Below are 16077 nucleotides of genomic sequence, written 5' to 3'. Positions count from 1 at the left end.
TACTTAACTCAAATAGGGTTCTTTCTTGCTCAGATGTTAAAAATACTCTTAAAGGAGGAGATGACATTATTTGATCTATTTCTTGACTAACTCTATTAACATACTTTTGGAATTTTTTTTAGCGATCACCTGAAAAATCTTAACATAAGTTAACACAGTGCTGCTTATTTATGTCCGACTACTTAGTATCCTACTTTTGCATGAATGCCTTTTGCATGAATGCCTTCCGCGTAGCAGTATACCCTCTATAATTTGAAAAGGATAACGACAGACACCCCTATTTTTGATCGTCCATGACTGCAACTATACCCGAATTACCAACCCAATACGACCCTAAAACCACCGAGGCCAAATGGCAAGAAGCTTGGGAAACCCATCAAGTGTTTAAAGCGGATAACACCCAAAAAGGGAAAACTTTCTGTATTGTCATTCCTCCCCCCAACGTTACGGGAAGCTTACACATGGGCCATGCCTTTGAAGATTGTCTCATGGATGTGCTGGTGCGGTATCATCGTATGAATGGCTACAATACCCTGTGTCTCCCTGGAACTGACCATGCGAGTATAGCGGTTCATACCATTCTCGATAGGCAGTTAAAAGCAGAAGGCAAAACCCGTTATGATATTGGACGGGAAAAATTTCTAGAAAAAGCTTGGCAATGGAAGGAAGAATCGGGTGGTACAATTGTTAATCAGTTAAAGCGGATGGGTTTATCTGCTGATTGGTCAAGGGAACGATTTACTCTCGATGAAGGGTTATCAAAAGCGGTGAGAACTGCCTTTGTAAAACTGTATGAAGCAGGATTAATTTATCGGGGTAATTATTTAGTAAACTGGTGTCCGGCTTCTTTATCAGCAGTGTCAGATTTAGAAGTAGAAAGTAAAGAGGTTGATGGACATTTATGGCATTTTCGCTATCCTTTAACTGATGGTAGTGGATTTGTAGAAGTAGCAACAACTCGACCGGAAACCATGTTAGGAGACACCGGAGTCGCAGTTAATCCTAAAGATAAACGTTATCAAAAATTGATTGGTAAAACTGTAACTTTGCCCATTGTGGGGCGAGAAATTCCCATCTTTGGGGATGAATTGGTTGACCCGGAATTTGGAACCGGATGTGTGAAAGTTACACCGGCCCATGACCCCAATGATTTTGAGATGGGAAACCGTCATAATTTGCCGTTTATTAATATTATGAATAAGGACGGCACTTTAAATGAAAATGCGGGGATTTTTGCCGGACAAGACCGCTATGTAGCTAGAAAAAATGTGGTTAAAAAGTTAGAAGAAGATGGCTTTTTAATTAAAATTGAAGAATATCGTCATGCAGTGCCTTATAGTGATAGGGGAAAGGTTCCAGTTGAACCATTATTATCAACGCAATGGTTTGTCAAAATTGATCCTTTATCTCAAAAAGCCTTAAAGTTTTTAGATGAACAAAATTCCCCTCGATTTGTACCGGAAAGGTGGACAAAAGTTTATCGAGATTGGTTAATTAAATTAAAAGATTGGTGTATTTCTCGTCAATTATGGTGGGGTCATCAAATTCCTGCTTGGTATGTTATCAGTGAAACTAATAACGCAATTACCGATCATACTCCTTTTATTGTGGCAGATAATGAAGCAGAAGCTTTAGAAAAGGCACAAAAAGAATACGGAAAAAATGTTAAATTAGAACAAGATCCCGATGTCTTAGATACTTGGTTTTCTTCCGGTTTATGGCCTTTTTCCACTTTAGGATGGCCCGAAAATACAGAAGATTTTAAAACTTATTATCCTACCAGTACCTTAGTCACCGGATTTGATATTATCTTCTTTTGGGTAGCCAGAATGACCATGATGGCCGGATATTTTACCGATCAAATGCCCTTCCAAGATGTTTATATTCATGGCTTGGTACGGGATGAAAACGGCAAAAAAATGTCTAAATCCTCCAATAACGGGATTGACCCTTTGATCTTAGTGGCAAAATACGGGACAGATGCCTTACGTTATACTTTAATTAAAGAAGTAGCCGGGGCGGGTCAAGATATTAGCCTACAATATGACCGCAAAACTGATGAATCAGAATCCGTCGAAGCCTCCCGAAACTTCGCCAATAAACTCTGGAATGCGGCCCGATTTGTGATGATGAACTTGAAGGGAGAAACCCCCCAAAGTTTGGGAACTCCTGATATAGATAAATTAGAATTATGCGATCGCTGGCTACTTTCCCGTTATTATCAAGTAGTAAAACAAACCAGGGATTACATTGAAGCTTATGGCTTAGGAGAAGCGGCTAAAGGGCTTTATGAGTTCATCTGGGGTGATTTGTGCGACTGGTATATTGAACTGGTAAAAACCCGTTTATGGCAAGATATCCCCTCCCGTAAAGTTGCTCAACAAACCTTGGCATTAGTGTTAGATGGTACGCTGAAGTTACTCCATCCCTTCATGCCTCATATTACCGAAGAAATTTGGCAAACCTTGACCCAAACGAACGTTCGGTTCATTGCCTTAGAACCCTATCCAGTAGTAGATGAAACCCTGATTAACCCAGATTTAGAGGAATCATTTACCCTGTTATTTGAAACCATTCGCACCCTGCGTAACCTGCGGGCCGAAGCGGATATCAAACCGGGAGTCAAGGTTTCCGTAATATTACAGAGTGAAAGTGAGCAAGAAAGGTCTATTCTAGAATCGGGTCGAACTTACATTAAAGACATTGGGAAAGTGGAAAAATTAACCATTACACCCCAATTAACACAAGAGACGGAACAAGTGATTGCGGGAGTCGTCGGAACCATACAGGCGTTAATTCATCTGTCGGGTGTCGTTGACATTGCCAGTCTTCGTGCCAAATTAGAGAAGAGTTTAAGTAAAATTGAAGCTGAAGCCAAAGCTCTCACCGGTCGCCTAAACAACCCTGGTTTTGTTAATAAAGCCCCTCAAGAGGTTGTTCAAGGGGCAAGAGATGCTCTTGCTGAAGCTGAAAAACAAGCTGAAATCTTACGAGAACGTCTCCAACGTCTGGAATAGTAAGAAAAGCCACCCCTGAAACCCTAACCCACTATGCTGCACCTGGCCCAAGTGAAACAGAATCCGACTTCAGGCGAGATGGCACTTCAGTTGCTTGCACGCCAACAGTCTGAATACCTCTGGGATGTGATTGACTCAGAGGTAATTCTCTGCAATCTATCCCTATCCTTTGGGGATGGGGCGTTAGTGTTGGTTGAGTTAGGGGATAATCAACAAGTTGTTAAGGTTGAAACGGCACAAAATTGGGTGATTCGCTTGGTTGAAACCTATTTAACCAATGAGGTGATGAACTCTGAATGGGTGGAAAAAGAGCAGGAAAAAGTTGAACAATGGCGACAGGAAATCACCGCTAAAAGTTTAGATTTAACCCGTCGTCAATTAGAATTAGAAACCCAAAAAGAACATATTCAAGAATTAGAAGTAAATTTAAAAGAGGAAAAGGAAGCGTTAGAAATTCGTTGGCAAAAATTGAAGGAATTAGAGACAAACATGATTAATGATGAGGAGACTGATAATTAGGAAATTTATTAAATGAGTTTAGATTATGATCTCGTAATTATTGGCAACAGCTTAGAAGCGTCTTATGCAGCAGTAAAAGCAGCTAAACTAAGGGCGCGAGTTGCTTTAGTATTAGGGGAAACAGAAACTAATACTTATACAGAAATTGATCGTTCTACCTTTAATTGCTTAACCTATCTTGATAAAAAGGGGCAAAATTTAACACAATGGGAACTAAATTATGATTTTGTTACCCACTTAAATTCTTCTCAAATTCAAACTTGGATAACCCAAGTAAAACAAGACATCAAAGAATACTATTCTCCTGCTATTTTAGCGGATTTAGGAATAGATATTATTGGGGAGTCAGGAGAATTTTGTCGTCTTCCAGCATTGGGGTTTGTAATTAAAAATAGAACCTTGCGATCACGTAATTATTTATTAGCCATGGGTTCTATTTCTAGTATTCCTAAGATTGAAGGATTATCAGAGTTAGGATATTTAACGCTTGAAACATTAGACTTAGAAAATCTTCCTTATGATCTAATTATTTTATCACAAACTCCGATAGGCATTGAACTTGCACAAAGTTTAAATCATCTAGGGAAAAAAGTTACTTTAGTCGTTGAAGATAGCAATATTTTACCCCAAGAAGATGCTGAAGCAGTACAGCTTATTCAAGCACAATTAGAAGCAGAAGGCATAAAATTATTGGTTAATTGTCCCATTACTCAAGTCAGAAAAATTGAAGATAAAAAATGGATTCAAGCAGGAAATGAAGCCCTAGAAACTGATGAAATTATTCTCATAACCAAACCAACACCTAATATTAAAGGATTAAATTTAGAAGGGGTAAAGGTTGAAGTACAACCCCAGCAAATTATTGTCAATGATAAATTACAAACAACTAACCCAAAAATCTATGCCTGTGGCAGTATAATAGGAGGCTATTCCTTATCCAATCTTGCCAAATATGAGGCAAATATTGTGATCAAAAATGCTATTTTTTATTCTATTTTTCAAGTCAATTATCATCCTCTGCCTTTTCATATTTTTACTCACCCTATTTTATCAAGAGTTGGATTAACAGAAACCCAAGCAAGACAGAGTTATGGAGATGATATTATTATCATTAAACAAAATTATAAGACCTTAGCTAAAGCACAAATATTAGATGAAACTACTGGATTTTGTAAAATAATTACCCGCCGGAATGGTATAATATTAGGTGGGCATATTATTGGCAATAACAGCGATGAATTAATAAATTTTATTGCTTTATCCATTAAAAATAACATCAAAATTCAGCAATTTTCTCAACTATTTCCCTCCTATTATACTATCTCAGAAATCTTGTTTCAGATTTCTGAGAATTGGCAATACCAAAAATTACAAGAAAATAAATTCTTAAATAATTGGTTAGAAACTTTACTATTTTGGCGTAGAAGATGGAAGTTGTAGGGTGGATATTTTCCACCTTACTTAAGCTAATATTAAATTACTTCCATTCATCCCAAGTTTCATTAAAAATTGAGGTATTAGGAAAAGTTGTCGGATTATTATTAGCATCTAATTTTTGCCGTAATTCCTGTAACTTTTTCGACCGAAATATAGGTTCTTCCACTAATTGATAAGGTAAAATTTGTTCATCAATAGCAAAAGCAGCCGTTGTTCCCGCAGCGGCCCCCGATGACCATTCAAACGAGTGTACCCGATAAGCAGCAGCAGCAATATGACTAACAGCAATACTCTTGCCAGTAACAATTAAATTATCAATGTTTTGGGGTAACATTGCCCTTAGAGGTACTTGGAAAGGATAAGCTTGACCCTGACCCATTCTTTCTCCTTTTCGTTCCTTATTTCCTGGTTTTTCTGCGGGATATTCCGTCATACAAGGATGGAAGTCAATAGCATAATGGCCAATACCCACCGAGTCAGGATAAATAGTCGAACGCTTGCGTCTTGTCACCTGTTCAGGAGATGCTTCACCACTCAGAATTTTAAACCCTTCTAACCCCGCTAAGGTAGCATGAAGTTGGCGATAGGCATCAGGAGATAGGGTCTTTTTATAATAATCATCTTGATAATTACGGCGAGAAATATCAATTTCATTCACCATAAACCCATTTTCATAAATAAACGATTCTCGGCCAATAATTCGCCTTGCTTCGCGCATATAGGGGTATTTTGATAACCCGTGAACTGTTCCCATCGGAGACTCTAAACCCGTCAAATAACGATTATTTGGATTTGGAGTTTTCACCCCTTCTCCTAACTGAGAATCTGTGGTTCCTACCACTAACCAATAAAAATATCCAATCGCGTTTTCTTCCCCTTTCCGTAAGGTTTCTGTCCGTAAACCTCCCATCCATTCTCCAGGGTTAAGTTGCCCCATTTTTTGTAATTGTTCACGGGTATAAATAAGATTATCTTGAGAAGTTCCCGGACGATAATCATTCCCCCATGTCCAGTTTTGCATGGAAATATCCCCAGGAGTTGGCACAGTAAAAGTAATACCGCCAAAGGTCTTCGTTTCTCCTTGTTCGGGACTCCAAATACGACGATAAGTATGAACTAAATCGAAGTCAGCCAACCGTTGTAATTCATAACTATAATAAGGAGAATATTGTAAATAAAAATCCGGTAATTCATGTTTTTGTGCTTCTGCGGTGGTTTCCATCGCAAAAGTATAGGTAAACCCTTGGGTACAATAGGGGTCATTTTTGGCACTGGAAGCAGAAGGTTCTAAATAGGAACGGGGATCAATTCCTAAGCGATAAGGAACATCAGCTAAGGCAATAATTTCTCCCGTTTCTGTTGCTTCAATTACATACCAATCAGCCGGAGTTTGCTTATCATGGGGTTTAGGAATAAACTTAATAATCGTCTTTTTAAATTGTTCTGAATCTTCGTATTTATAGGAATCTTCAATGGTTTGGGAAAGGGGAGAACTGTTTAATGGGGGGGCATTTTCAGCCGGAGTATGCTGAATTGCGATCGCACTCATGATTTGCTTTCCCGTTCCCCCATTCGGGTTCTTTTCAATGGTTAAATCTTTAACAACAGTTGAGGGAAACCATTTAAAGGTTCCTCTGCCTTTTTTAGCAGCATCAGTTAACATTTCCTTGAGGATTCTATCTCCATCCCCAGGCAAAAAACAAGAATCACTAACCCAACAGTCTCCTGGGTTGAGTTCACCGTAATGTTGTTCAAGACGTTTTCTTAATTCTAAATAACCCCGTGGATAAATTAACTGCGATCGCTGGGTTGGACGTTCATCTAAGGCAGAGGTTCCTTGGGCGGAAATTTGTCCTCCCACCCAGTCGGTTATTTCCGTCAGACAGACGGTTTTTCCCGCTAATAACCCTTCATAAGCGGCGGCACTTCCGGCCAGTCCTCCCCCCACAACCAACAATTCACATTCTACCGTTTGATCAGGGTTACGGGGAGGAGTTGCCAGGGTTAAGGGGGCTATAACTTGCCACATTACCAGTGTTAGAGGAAGGGTAGTAACATAGCGACGGATTTTATTGAACATAGTCTGTGAGGTTATTTTTGTCTGAGAATTAAGCTTTCTTTTTTATTTAGAGAAGCAATTTGAAGGTAGTTTGTTCCCCTATTGTTATCAACATTTATCAATGGATATCATAAGTTAAATTAGTTTTCTTTAGGATTAAGTTATCTTAGATTTCTTCGATTGAATCTGAATAAGATTGTTCCACAGTTACCTCTGGTTTCATATCACGAGTGAGGATCTCTAAACGGGGAGGCATTTGGGTATTTAATTGATTAATAGCCCATTTTGCGGTGTCTTGAACCTCTCGATCCGTATCATCGATCGCATGACAAAGCAGTTGACTAATTTGGGACATTAATTCATAAATTCTGGTTAAATCTCGGATGGCATTTTTACGAACTTGGGGATTTTTATCTTGTAAAGAAATCGCTAAAGCTTGATTCATTGGTCTCAGAGTTCTTGCACTAATTTGAGATAAAGCTTCTAAAATTAGACTTCGTTCTTGAGAGTCCGTATCAATCATCAAATCTACAAGAGGTTTCATCCCCCTAGAATCAGCTTTCTGAGCTAATTCCCAGATAGCCTTACGGCGTTTTTTGGGATCATTTTCTTGTAAATCATCTATTAATGTTTCTATGGGATCTCGACTGGAAATACGGCTTGTTTCCTGAATAGTTATTGATCCCTGATCTGCCGAAATATTTGATGAAATGAGCGGTTTTAATCCATTTTGATGAGACTTTATCTGGTTTTTAACTGATGATTTTTTAGGAGATGTTACAAAGGGTTCTAAATCTTCTGGTTCTTTTTGGGGAGTCAATAATTCTTCTTCAAATTTCTCTTTAGGATAGGCAGAAGGACGACGAAAAAACAACCAAAAAACCAAAGAAAAACTACCCGTAATTATGATTAATGCTAGCAATAAGAAAAGGCCATTATTAGTTAAATTACTCAGGGGATTAGCTTGTTTAGCAAGATAAAATTCAACATTTTGGAGTGCTTGCTGAGCATAAATATCATTAGGACGTACTTGCAGAGCTTTCGTAAATTGTTCTTTTGCTTTTTTGTAATCTTTGTCATTTGTCGCTTGATACCCTGCTTGCATTACGAGATTATACTGGGAAGGTTTAGATGCCTGAGTTGCGGGAACTTGCGCGACGGTTTCAACCTTTCTCTCGGTTGCGCTCTGATTTAATAAAAATACCCTAGCGTTACTATTCGGGGCCCAACCCAAACCAGTGAGAAAGATAATTATTAATAGGGATAAACGATAGTTAATCATATAGAAAGTTTAAAATGTTTTTGGCTCAGTTTTCTTGATTTAACCTTTAATGCTTGCTCTAATCTTATCACTTGAGATTTGTTGACTCAACTTTGTTTAGTTTAGCCCTAGTTGTCTCAGTTTTTTAAATCTATCTACTTTTAGCTTAGTTTAGCCTTAGTTGTCCAATTTTTCTAAAGTTTGTCTATTTTTAACATAATACATTGGTTTCATCCATAAAACCTTAATCCTTATTTAAAGATAGAATCTGACTCAACTTTAACCCATCTTCTTTTTTTTGCCATCATAGCAGTCATTAAGTTTCTTGGCTTGGCCAAAACTGAGTCCAGATGTTAGGAAACTTGTTATATTCTTGAATAAGAAGCTCAAAGCCTTGTCAAGGGAGGTTAATCCACTGAGGTTATTCCCCAGCGATCGCCAGAAACGAGGGTATGTTGTTCCCATTGAGAAGAAGACTGAGGATAATCTAAACGATAATGACCACCGCGACTTTCCGTGCGAAACAAGGCACTATTAAGCATTAAATAGGCAATATCTAACAAATTAAGGGTTTCGGCGCAAGTTCGCAAATACATCTGTGCAATGGGTAATTCAAACCTCACCTCTTGAGGGGGAGATAACCTCAAAATATAATTACTCATAGCCAAGGAAGTGACTTGACTTTGCCACTGTTTTACCTGTCTTAGAGCCAATTCTAAGACCCCTTGCGTTCGAGAAATCCCTGCACTTTTCCACATTAGGGTGGGTAAGGCCTGACGAATCTGCCGAATTAATTCAATGTCCGTTTCCCACCCTTGAAGATCTGCAATCACCGTCACAGAAACCTGCTCTTTAGGGGACAAAGCATTCACCTCCAGGTTAGCCAATTGGGCCGCAAATACCAAACACTCTAACAACGAATTACTAGCCAAACGATTGGCCCCGTGTACTCCCGTACTAGCCGTTTCTCCAATGGCATAAAGTCCAGGAATAGAGGTACAGTTATTCAAGTCTACTTGAATCCCCCCCATCCAATAGTGGGCCGCAGGAGCGACGGGAATGGGTTCTTGGAAAACATCAATGCCCCATTTCTGACAAACGCGAATAATATTGGGAAAGCGACGGCGAATTTTAGGGGAATCAATGGGCCGCAAATCCAGATAAACGGGATCATGGGCTGGATCTGGGGCGTGTTTTTGCAAATGACTAAAAATTGCTCGACTGACCACATCCCTAGGGGCTAATTCTCCTGATGGGTGATAATCAAAGGCAAACCGTTTTCCCTCTGCATCGATCAGATGGGCCCCTTCTCCCCGTACCGCTTCACTAATTAAAAAATGGGGGGCCCCTGGTTTGATTAAGGCCGTGGGATGGAACTGAAAAAACTCTAAATCTCGAACGATAGCCCCGGCCCGCCAAGCTAAGGCCACTCCATCCCCTGTACTAACGGAGGGGTTCGTGGTTTGGGCATAAACTTGGCCGCCGCCTCCTGTGGCTAAAATGACGGCAGCAGCTTGAATCCAATGAATTTGGTTCTCATAGAGAATACTTAGCCCCTGACAGCGTTTTGTGGTGGAATTAAGCCACAATTGAAGGGCGATCGCTTGGGGGATAATTTCTATATTAGGACGTTCGATGACTTTCTCAGTGAGGGTACTAACAATGGCCCTTCCTGTGGTATCGGCAGCGTGGAGAACACGGGAGTGAGAATGGGCAGCCTCTAGGGTCATGGCTAATTGTTTCCCTTGACGATCAAAGGCCACCCCCATCTCTACTAAGGATTTGATGGCAGTCGCAGCATGATCCACTAAAAATTGAACCGCCGCACTATCACAGAGGCCGGCTCCGGCTTTTAGGGTATCCTCTAAATGGAAGGTTGGGGAATCATCCGGGGCGATCGCCGCAGCAATTCCTCCTTGGGCCCAATCACTAGCTCCGGTTTTTAGGCTATCTTTGGTAATTAGTGCCACTCGATAGTGCTTTGGTAAGCATAAGGCCGCATAAAGTCCGGCCGCCCCTGACCCGACGACAACAATGTCAAAGGGGGTCATCAGCCTCTCAGTTTCCACACAATTCGCTGAAGATGTCAAGGTAACAACAGTCTCAGGATAAATTTTTCTTCTTTAACTGTAACCTTAACGATCCTGATTTGAACAATCATCCCTAGGGGCGAACAGTCGTTCGCCCCTACATCAATGTTTAGGCAACAAATAAAGATTCTTCAGCACAATGACAAAATAAACTATTGAGAAAAAAGTCAAGGGTTTTTTGTTTAACTAACCCTTTCCCAACGGCAATTTGTCCAAATTTCAGTTTAATTTGTTGCTGTTCCCTTAAAATTTGTTGAATTTGTGTCTCATCAATGAGGCCTGCTTGTTTCAAATATTCGCCAATGGGATATTGGGGCCCTTGTTGTAAACAAGTCGTCCATTGTTCAGCAAAAAAATCAACGGTTTCTTGTTTTAACCAACCCTGTAAGGCTAAAATTTCCCCAATGCGCTGCCCTTGATATTCGCCTTTATCTCTTAATGCGGTTTGCAATTGAGTGGAGGTAATCAGATCGGCTTCTCGCAAAATTTCCCCTAAAAGGGGAGTCCAATAGGCTTGAGGAATCACGATATGGGGGGCAGAAATAACAATATTTGGGTTAACGTTCATAGCAAAATACAACAGCCTAAAAATAGGTTTTAGATCGAATATAAGTTAAAATTATGACCTTGGCAGTGATTTTGATTACGGCAAATCATCAAAAATTGATAACTGTTCTTCTCCCGTTTCCCCTAAATGTTGATAGGCCGCAGCAGTAACAACTCTTCCCCTTGGGGTGCGATTAAGATAGCCTATTTGTAATAAATAGGGTTCGTAAACTTCTTCAATGGTTTTGGTGTCTTCTCCTGTAGAAGCCGCGATCGCGTCTAACCCCACAGGGCCCCCATTAAATTGCTTCATCATGGTGGTTAAAATGAGGCGATCTGTCCAGTCTAGTCCTTGGGGATCAACTTGATAAATATCTAAGGCTTCTGCGGCTAATTCTTGAGTAATTGTCTCGAATTTTTTGACCTGAATATAATCTCTAACTCGTCGTAATAAACGGTTAGCAATACGAGGGGTTCCTCTGGAACGACGGGCAATTTCTTGGGCCCCTTCTTGGGTAATTAAGGTGTTTAAAATCTTGGCAGTGCGTAAAATAATTAAGCTTAATTCATCAGGTTCATAAAATTTTAAGCGTTGAATTAGTCCAAAGCGATCGCGTAGGGGTGAGGTTAGGGCCCCAACTTTAGTAGTTGCCCCGACTAAGGTAAATTTGGGTAAGGGAATACTTCTTGTTCTGGCAGCTTGTCCTTTACCAATGGTAATATCAAGACGATAGTCTTCCATGGCGGGATAAAGCAGTTCTTCTGTTAAGCGATTGAGGCGATGAATTTCATCAACAAAGAGAATATCTCCTGGTTTAAGATTAACTAATAATCCTGTAATATCTCTCGGTCTTTCTAAGGCAGGGGCGGCTGTAATTTTACAATTAACACCCATTTCTGAGGCTAAAATCAAAGAAATTGTGGTTTTACCCAAACCAGGCGGCCCATATAATAATAAGTGGTCGATGGGTTCATTTCTGGTTTTAGCGGCTCCCATGACAATTTCTAAAACATCTTTAAGATCCTGTTGTCCAATATAATCATTAAGGCGATGAGGACGAATACTTTCTTCTAAGTTATCTTTTTCTCCCTCTGTTGCTTTTTGGGATAGTAGCTCTTTTTTTTCTGTTTCTACTTTAACATCAGGAGATTTTGATGATTTGGGGGGGTGATTTTGAGAGGGTTTGGAGCGTTTAATAGCCATAATTTCAAAAGTATTATCAGAAGATAAGGCGTAAAAATTGACTGTTACCTTACCTTACAATTAAATAGAATCAAAATCTAGGGAAACTGCTATATTAAGCACCCGCGTTAAAAACTTGGTTAGCTGTTAAAATTAATTCTGGAAAAGTTGGTGATATGATTCTTTGATCACCCTTAAATTCAGTGATTTTATATTCTTCATCTATCAGTTCGTGAATTAAGATACTTGGTTGTTTAGGATTACCGATAAATCTTCTACCACCTAATCCTAAATAATCGACAATCCAATATTCAGGAATACCTATTTCTTCATAATCTTTTACTTTAGTTAAGTAATCAACTCGCCAATTAGTGCTAACAACTTCGATAACTAAGGGAATAGATGCACATTGAGTTACTGTCGATAATTTTTTCCATAAAGGTTCATTAATTAAGTTGGGACGATTTAATATTAAAACATCTGGTGAGTAAGCTGATTCACTTTCTATTGACTTAATTAATACGATTTTAGGTATCCTGTAGGGTAAGTTTAAACGAAGATACTCAACCATGATTTTTTCAGCTAAAAAGCTAGTAATATCCTCATGTTCTCCTACTGGTTGTGGCATTTTAATAATTACTCCATCATGCAATTCATAGAGTCCCCCATCTGGTTTCCACTGGGCAAATTCTTCAAAGGTTACTGGTTTAGTTTTAGCGACAACTTGAACCATTTGTTTACCTACTTTATACTTATATAATTTAATTATAACTCAATACTATTAAGTATGACAAATTTATTTAAGTATTCATAAAATTATCGAAATAAAAGAAATTTTACATTGAGAACTTAGCCAATAACGCATTTTTTCATGTCGCTTATTAATGCGAAAATCTGTATGTTTAGCGATAGAATTATCCCAATCTGCAATCAGCCATGATTCTATTTCGGGTGCAGCAAATGCGACAAATATGGGAGGTTTAGATAAATCAATAGATGATGATTCAAAGACTTTATTAACAGCCTTGACAAATTCTTCTTTTTGTTGTTCAACATTTCGACAATCTAAATCATCAAATATTAGTATTAAACTACATTGATTAGGTTCATTTTTCAAGGCAATAGGTAATTGTTCTTTGATTTGAGCAATTAAACTGATTCCTGTTTTTCCATAACTTATATTAGGTTTATTTGCTTTACCACCAGGTTTCTTTCTAATAGGGGTTTTTCTTTCAAAGGTACAGTTAGGAAAATGCTTTCTTAAGAAGTTAATAAGTCCTCCATTTTCAAGCATAGAATTAGGTTTATCTCGTTCTGAACGAATTGATCTAATACGACGAGTTTGAGGAAGAATTAATTTAATTGCTTCATTTAACCGTTCTTCAAAATCAAGATCTTGATTTATTAAATTTTCAATGACTAAGGCTAAATTATTGCATGATGAAGATAAATAAATGTCTCCTCCTCCTATTTTGGGTTCAGATTCTCTAATTTCTTTTAAGTCCATATTATTTGCATTATAAAATTGCCAATTTGAAATAGTTGATAAAAGCAGAGTTTTAATATCATGTCCTTGTAGCAATTCTGAATTTAAAGCAAGAGAGGTATTGGAAATATTTTCTACTTCTGTCATTCCTAGATGTTCATCAAAAACTGTTCCTTTGCCGCTTAATTGATCATGAAGCTTATAATAATAAAAAGGGTCTTTTAAATGTTCATGCAAACTAGAACCTATATATAAATATTCTTTATAAATAGAAACTCTTAACTGTTGTTTTGGTACAAACAGGCTCAAATCTAAAACACAATTTTCTGGAGGATTAGCTAAATTAGAAAAACCATAAGCAAAACGAACTAAAGCAGGTTTTTCTACATTAATATCTAAAATTTTACTGCTTCCTATTTTAGAGATAGCATCCTCAAAAATACTCACTCCCTGACTTGAATCAGCAACAGGTATAATACAATTTTTTAAAAACTTAAAACTATTAATTAAATTACTTTTACCTGAACCATTGGAACCGATAAAAAGATTAAGATTATTTAGGTTAAATTGACCCATTAAATTTTTATAATTTTGGGTATAAATGAAACTGAGATGAATCTGAGACATAATGTTAAAGATTTAAGGAACAAAAAGGAATTAATGGATTTAACACTGTTATGTCCTAATATGTTCTTGCTTTTCTTAATATAAAATACTTATTTTCAAAACAAAAAGTAACGCTGTGCCATCGGTAATTTATCCATAGGTTCAGCCGTCAATAATTCACCATCGGCCCTCACTTCATAAGTTTCTGGGTTCACTTCAATATGAGGAGTAGCGTCATTATGAATCAGATTTGCTTTCCCAATATTACGAGTATTAGAAACAGCAACAACTCTCGAAGTTAACCCCAACTTTTGCGGAATTTCTAACTCTAAACTTGCTTGAGACATAAAAGTTAAAGAAGTAGCCCCAATCGCCCCACCAAACGCCCCAAACATGGGACGCATATAGACAGGTTCAGGAGTAGGAATACTCGCATTAGGATCACCCATTTGCGCCCAAACTATCATCCCTCCTTTGATAACAACTTCCGGTTTTACCCCAAAAAAAGCAGGTTTCCATAAACATAAATCTGCTAACTTTCCAGGTTCAATAGAACCCACATAAGCCGAAATTCCATGAGCGATCGCCGGATTAATTGTATACTTAGCAATATATCGTTTAGCCCGAAAATTATCATTATCTGAAGTCGTAGAAACAGGAATCTGAGACGGTAAAAATCCTCGTTGTACCTTCATTTTATGGGCAGTTTGCCAAGTCCTAATAATCACTTCTCCTACCCTTCCCATGGCCTGAGAATCAGAAGCCATAATACTAATTACACCTAAATCATGTAAAATATCTTCAGCCGCAATCGTTTCTTTACGAATTCTTGAATCAGCAAATAAAACATCTTCCTCAATATTTGGATCAAGATGATGACAAACCATCAACATATCTCGATGTTCTGCGATAGTATTAATCGTATAAGGACGAGTCGGATTTGTCGAAGCAGGTAACACATTCGGATAGCTACAAACCCGCAAAATATCAGGCGCGTGACCCCCTCCGGCCCCTTCCGTATGAAAAGTATGAATTACGCGATTTTTGAAGGCAGCGATAGTATTTTCGACAAATCCCGCCTCATTTAGCGTATCCGTATGAATCGCCACCTGTACATCATATTCATCGGCTACACTCAAACAAGTATCAATGGCCGCAGGAGTCGTTCCCCAGTCCTCATGAAGCTTTAACCCCAAGGCCCCCGCTTTAATCTGTTGTACTAATCCATCGGGAACACTACAATTACCCTTACCAAAAAATCCTAAATTGATGGGGAAAGCATCGGCCGCTTGTAACATCCGGTAAATATGCCAAGGGCCAGGAGTACAAGTAGTAGCAGTCGTTCCGGCGGCCGGCCCCGTCCCCCCTCCGATCATCGTGGTAATGCCTGATGCCAGGGCAGTTTCTATCTGTTGGGGGCAAATGAAGTGAATATGGGTGTCAATGCCTCCAGGGGTCAAAATTCGCCCTTCTCCGGCGATAATTTCGGTGCCAGGGCCAATAATAATATCAATGCTATCTTGGGTGTAAGGATTCCCTGCCTTGCCAATTTTGTCAATTTTGCCGTTTTTTATGCCGACATCGGCTTTGACGATGCCCCAGTGGTCGAGGATTAAAGCATTAGTAATGACGGTATCAGCAGCTTGATCCTCCCCTTCTCCATTGATGATAGGGGATTGTCCCATACCATCGCGGATCACTTTTCCACCACCAAATTTAACTTCTTCGCCGTAGGTGGTATAGTCTGCTTCCACTTCAATCAGTAAATCTGTATCGGCTAGACGAACGCGATCGCCGATAGTGGGGCCAAACATGGCGGCGTATTTTTGACGATCTATACGATAACTCATGATGGGTTCTCCTAACTCCTAAA

Annotated in this window: 11 protein-coding genes; 3 read left to right on the top strand and 8 right to left on the bottom strand. The window is 38.9% G+C overall.

Annotation, left to right across the window (positions count from 1 at the left end; translation table 11 throughout):
- Window positions 1-293: 293 nt before the first annotated feature.
- From VB715_RS19875 to VB715_RS19865, 3 genes are read left to right on the top strand one after another with little or no spacing between them, the layout of a single operon-like run.
- Window positions 294-3017, top strand: coding sequence for a valine--tRNA ligase (locus VB715_RS19875; protein WP_323302934.1), 2724 nt, complete (start codon window positions 294-296; stop codon window positions 3015-3017).
- Window positions 3018-3050: 33 nt separating this feature from the next.
- The gene (locus tag VB715_RS19870) at window positions 3051-3536 is read left to right on the top strand and encodes a hypothetical protein (RefSeq protein WP_323302933.1); all 486 of its coding nucleotides are present in this window, start codon (window positions 3051-3053) and stop codon (window positions 3534-3536) included.
- Between the two features lie 12 nt (window positions 3537-3548).
- On the top strand, window positions 3549-4976 hold the full coding sequence (locus VB715_RS19865; RefSeq protein ID WP_323302932.1) for an NAD(P)/FAD-dependent oxidoreductase: 1428 nt from the start codon (window positions 3549-3551) through the stop codon (window positions 4974-4976).
- Between the two features lie 37 nt (window positions 4977-5013).
- Here VB715_RS19865 and VB715_RS19860 read toward each other — a convergent pair whose 3' ends face one another.
- The 8 genes from VB715_RS19860 to ureC all read right to left on the bottom strand — a co-directional run bounded on the left by VB715_RS19860 (window position 5014) and on the right by ureC (window position 16054).
- Window positions 5014-7053 (bottom strand): FAD-dependent oxidoreductase, encoded by a 2040-nt coding sequence (locus tag VB715_RS19860; protein WP_323302931.1) that lies wholly within the window; start codon window positions 7051-7053, stop codon window positions 5014-5016.
- A gap of 145 nt (window positions 7054-7198) precedes the next feature.
- Complete coding sequence (locus VB715_RS19855; protein ID WP_323302930.1) at window positions 7199-8314, bottom strand: HEAT repeat domain-containing protein; 1116 nt, start codon at window positions 8312-8314, stop codon at window positions 7199-7201.
- A 386-nt stretch (window positions 8315-8700) separates the two neighbouring features.
- Entirely contained in the window at window positions 8701-10344 is a 1644-nt protein-coding gene (nadB, locus tag VB715_RS19850; protein ID WP_416336961.1) for an L-aspartate oxidase, read from the bottom strand.
- Between the two features lie 148 nt (window positions 10345-10492).
- Window positions 10493-10951: a hypothetical protein gene (locus tag VB715_RS19845; RefSeq protein WP_323302929.1), complete on the bottom strand. Its 459-nt coding sequence runs from the start codon at window positions 10949-10951 to the stop codon at window positions 10493-10495.
- Between the two features lie 75 nt (window positions 10952-11026).
- Window positions 11027-12133, bottom strand: coding sequence for a Holliday junction branch migration DNA helicase RuvB (ruvB, locus tag VB715_RS19840; protein ID WP_323302928.1), 1107 nt, complete (start codon window positions 12131-12133; stop codon window positions 11027-11029).
- A gap of 94 nt (window positions 12134-12227) precedes the next feature.
- Window positions 12228-12845 (bottom strand): Uma2 family endonuclease, encoded by a 618-nt coding sequence (locus VB715_RS19835; protein ID WP_323302927.1) that lies wholly within the window; start codon window positions 12843-12845, stop codon window positions 12228-12230.
- A gap of 75 nt (window positions 12846-12920) precedes the next feature.
- Window positions 12921-14225: a hypothetical protein gene (locus tag VB715_RS19830; RefSeq protein WP_323302926.1), complete on the bottom strand. Its 1305-nt coding sequence runs from the start codon at window positions 14223-14225 to the stop codon at window positions 12921-12923.
- A 95-nt stretch (window positions 14226-14320) separates the two neighbouring features.
- Window positions 14321-16054 (bottom strand): urease subunit alpha, encoded by a 1734-nt coding sequence (gene ureC / locus VB715_RS19825; protein WP_323302925.1) that lies wholly within the window; start codon window positions 16052-16054, stop codon window positions 14321-14323.
- Between the last annotated feature and the right edge of the window lie 23 nt (window positions 16055-16077).

The sequence above is a fragment of the Crocosphaera sp. UHCC 0190 genome (assembly GCF_034932065.1).
Taxonomy (GTDB): Bacteria; Cyanobacteriota; Cyanobacteriia; order Cyanobacteriales; family Microcystaceae; genus UHCC-0190.
This window is presented reverse-complemented; position numbering and strand designations above follow the sequence as displayed.

What these genes read in the sequence shown, in the direction of transcription:
- VB715_RS19865 (WP_323302932.1), top strand. Translation starts at nt 3,549, where the DNA reads ATGAGTTTAGATTATGATCTCGTAATTATTGGCAACAGCTTAGAAGCG.
- ureC (WP_323302925.1), bottom strand. Translation starts at nt 16,054, where the DNA reads ATGAGTTATCGTATAGATCGTCAAAAATACGCCGCCATGTTTGGCCCC.
- VB715_RS19845 (WP_323302929.1), bottom strand. Translation starts at nt 10,951, where the DNA reads ATGAACGTTAACCCAAATATTGTTATTTCTGCCCCCCATATCGTGATT.
- VB715_RS19875 (WP_323302934.1), top strand. Translation starts at nt 294, where the DNA reads ATGACTGCAACTATACCCGAATTACCAACCCAATACGACCCTAAAACC.
- VB715_RS19835 (WP_323302927.1), bottom strand. Translation starts at nt 12,845, where the DNA reads ATGGTTCAAGTTGTCGCTAAAACTAAACCAGTAACCTTTGAAGAATTT.
- ruvB (WP_323302928.1), bottom strand. Translation starts at nt 12,133, where the DNA reads ATGGCTATTAAACGCTCCAAACCCTCTCAAAATCACCCCCCCAAATCA.
- VB715_RS19830 (WP_323302926.1), bottom strand. Translation starts at nt 14,225, where the DNA reads ATGTCTCAGATTCATCTCAGTTTCATTTATACCCAAAATTATAAAAAT.
- VB715_RS19855 (WP_323302930.1), bottom strand. Translation starts at nt 8,314, where the DNA reads ATGATTAACTATCGTTTATCCCTATTAATAATTATCTTTCTCACTGGT.
- VB715_RS19860 (WP_323302931.1), bottom strand. Translation starts at nt 7,053, where the DNA reads ATGTTCAATAAAATCCGTCGCTATGTTACTACCCTTCCTCTAACACTG.
- nadB (WP_416336961.1), bottom strand. Translation starts at nt 10,344, where the DNA reads ATGACCCCCTTTGACATTGTTGTCGTCGGGTCAGGGGCGGCCGGACTT.
- VB715_RS19870 (WP_323302933.1), top strand. Translation starts at nt 3,051, where the DNA reads ATGCTGCACCTGGCCCAAGTGAAACAGAATCCGACTTCAGGCGAGATG.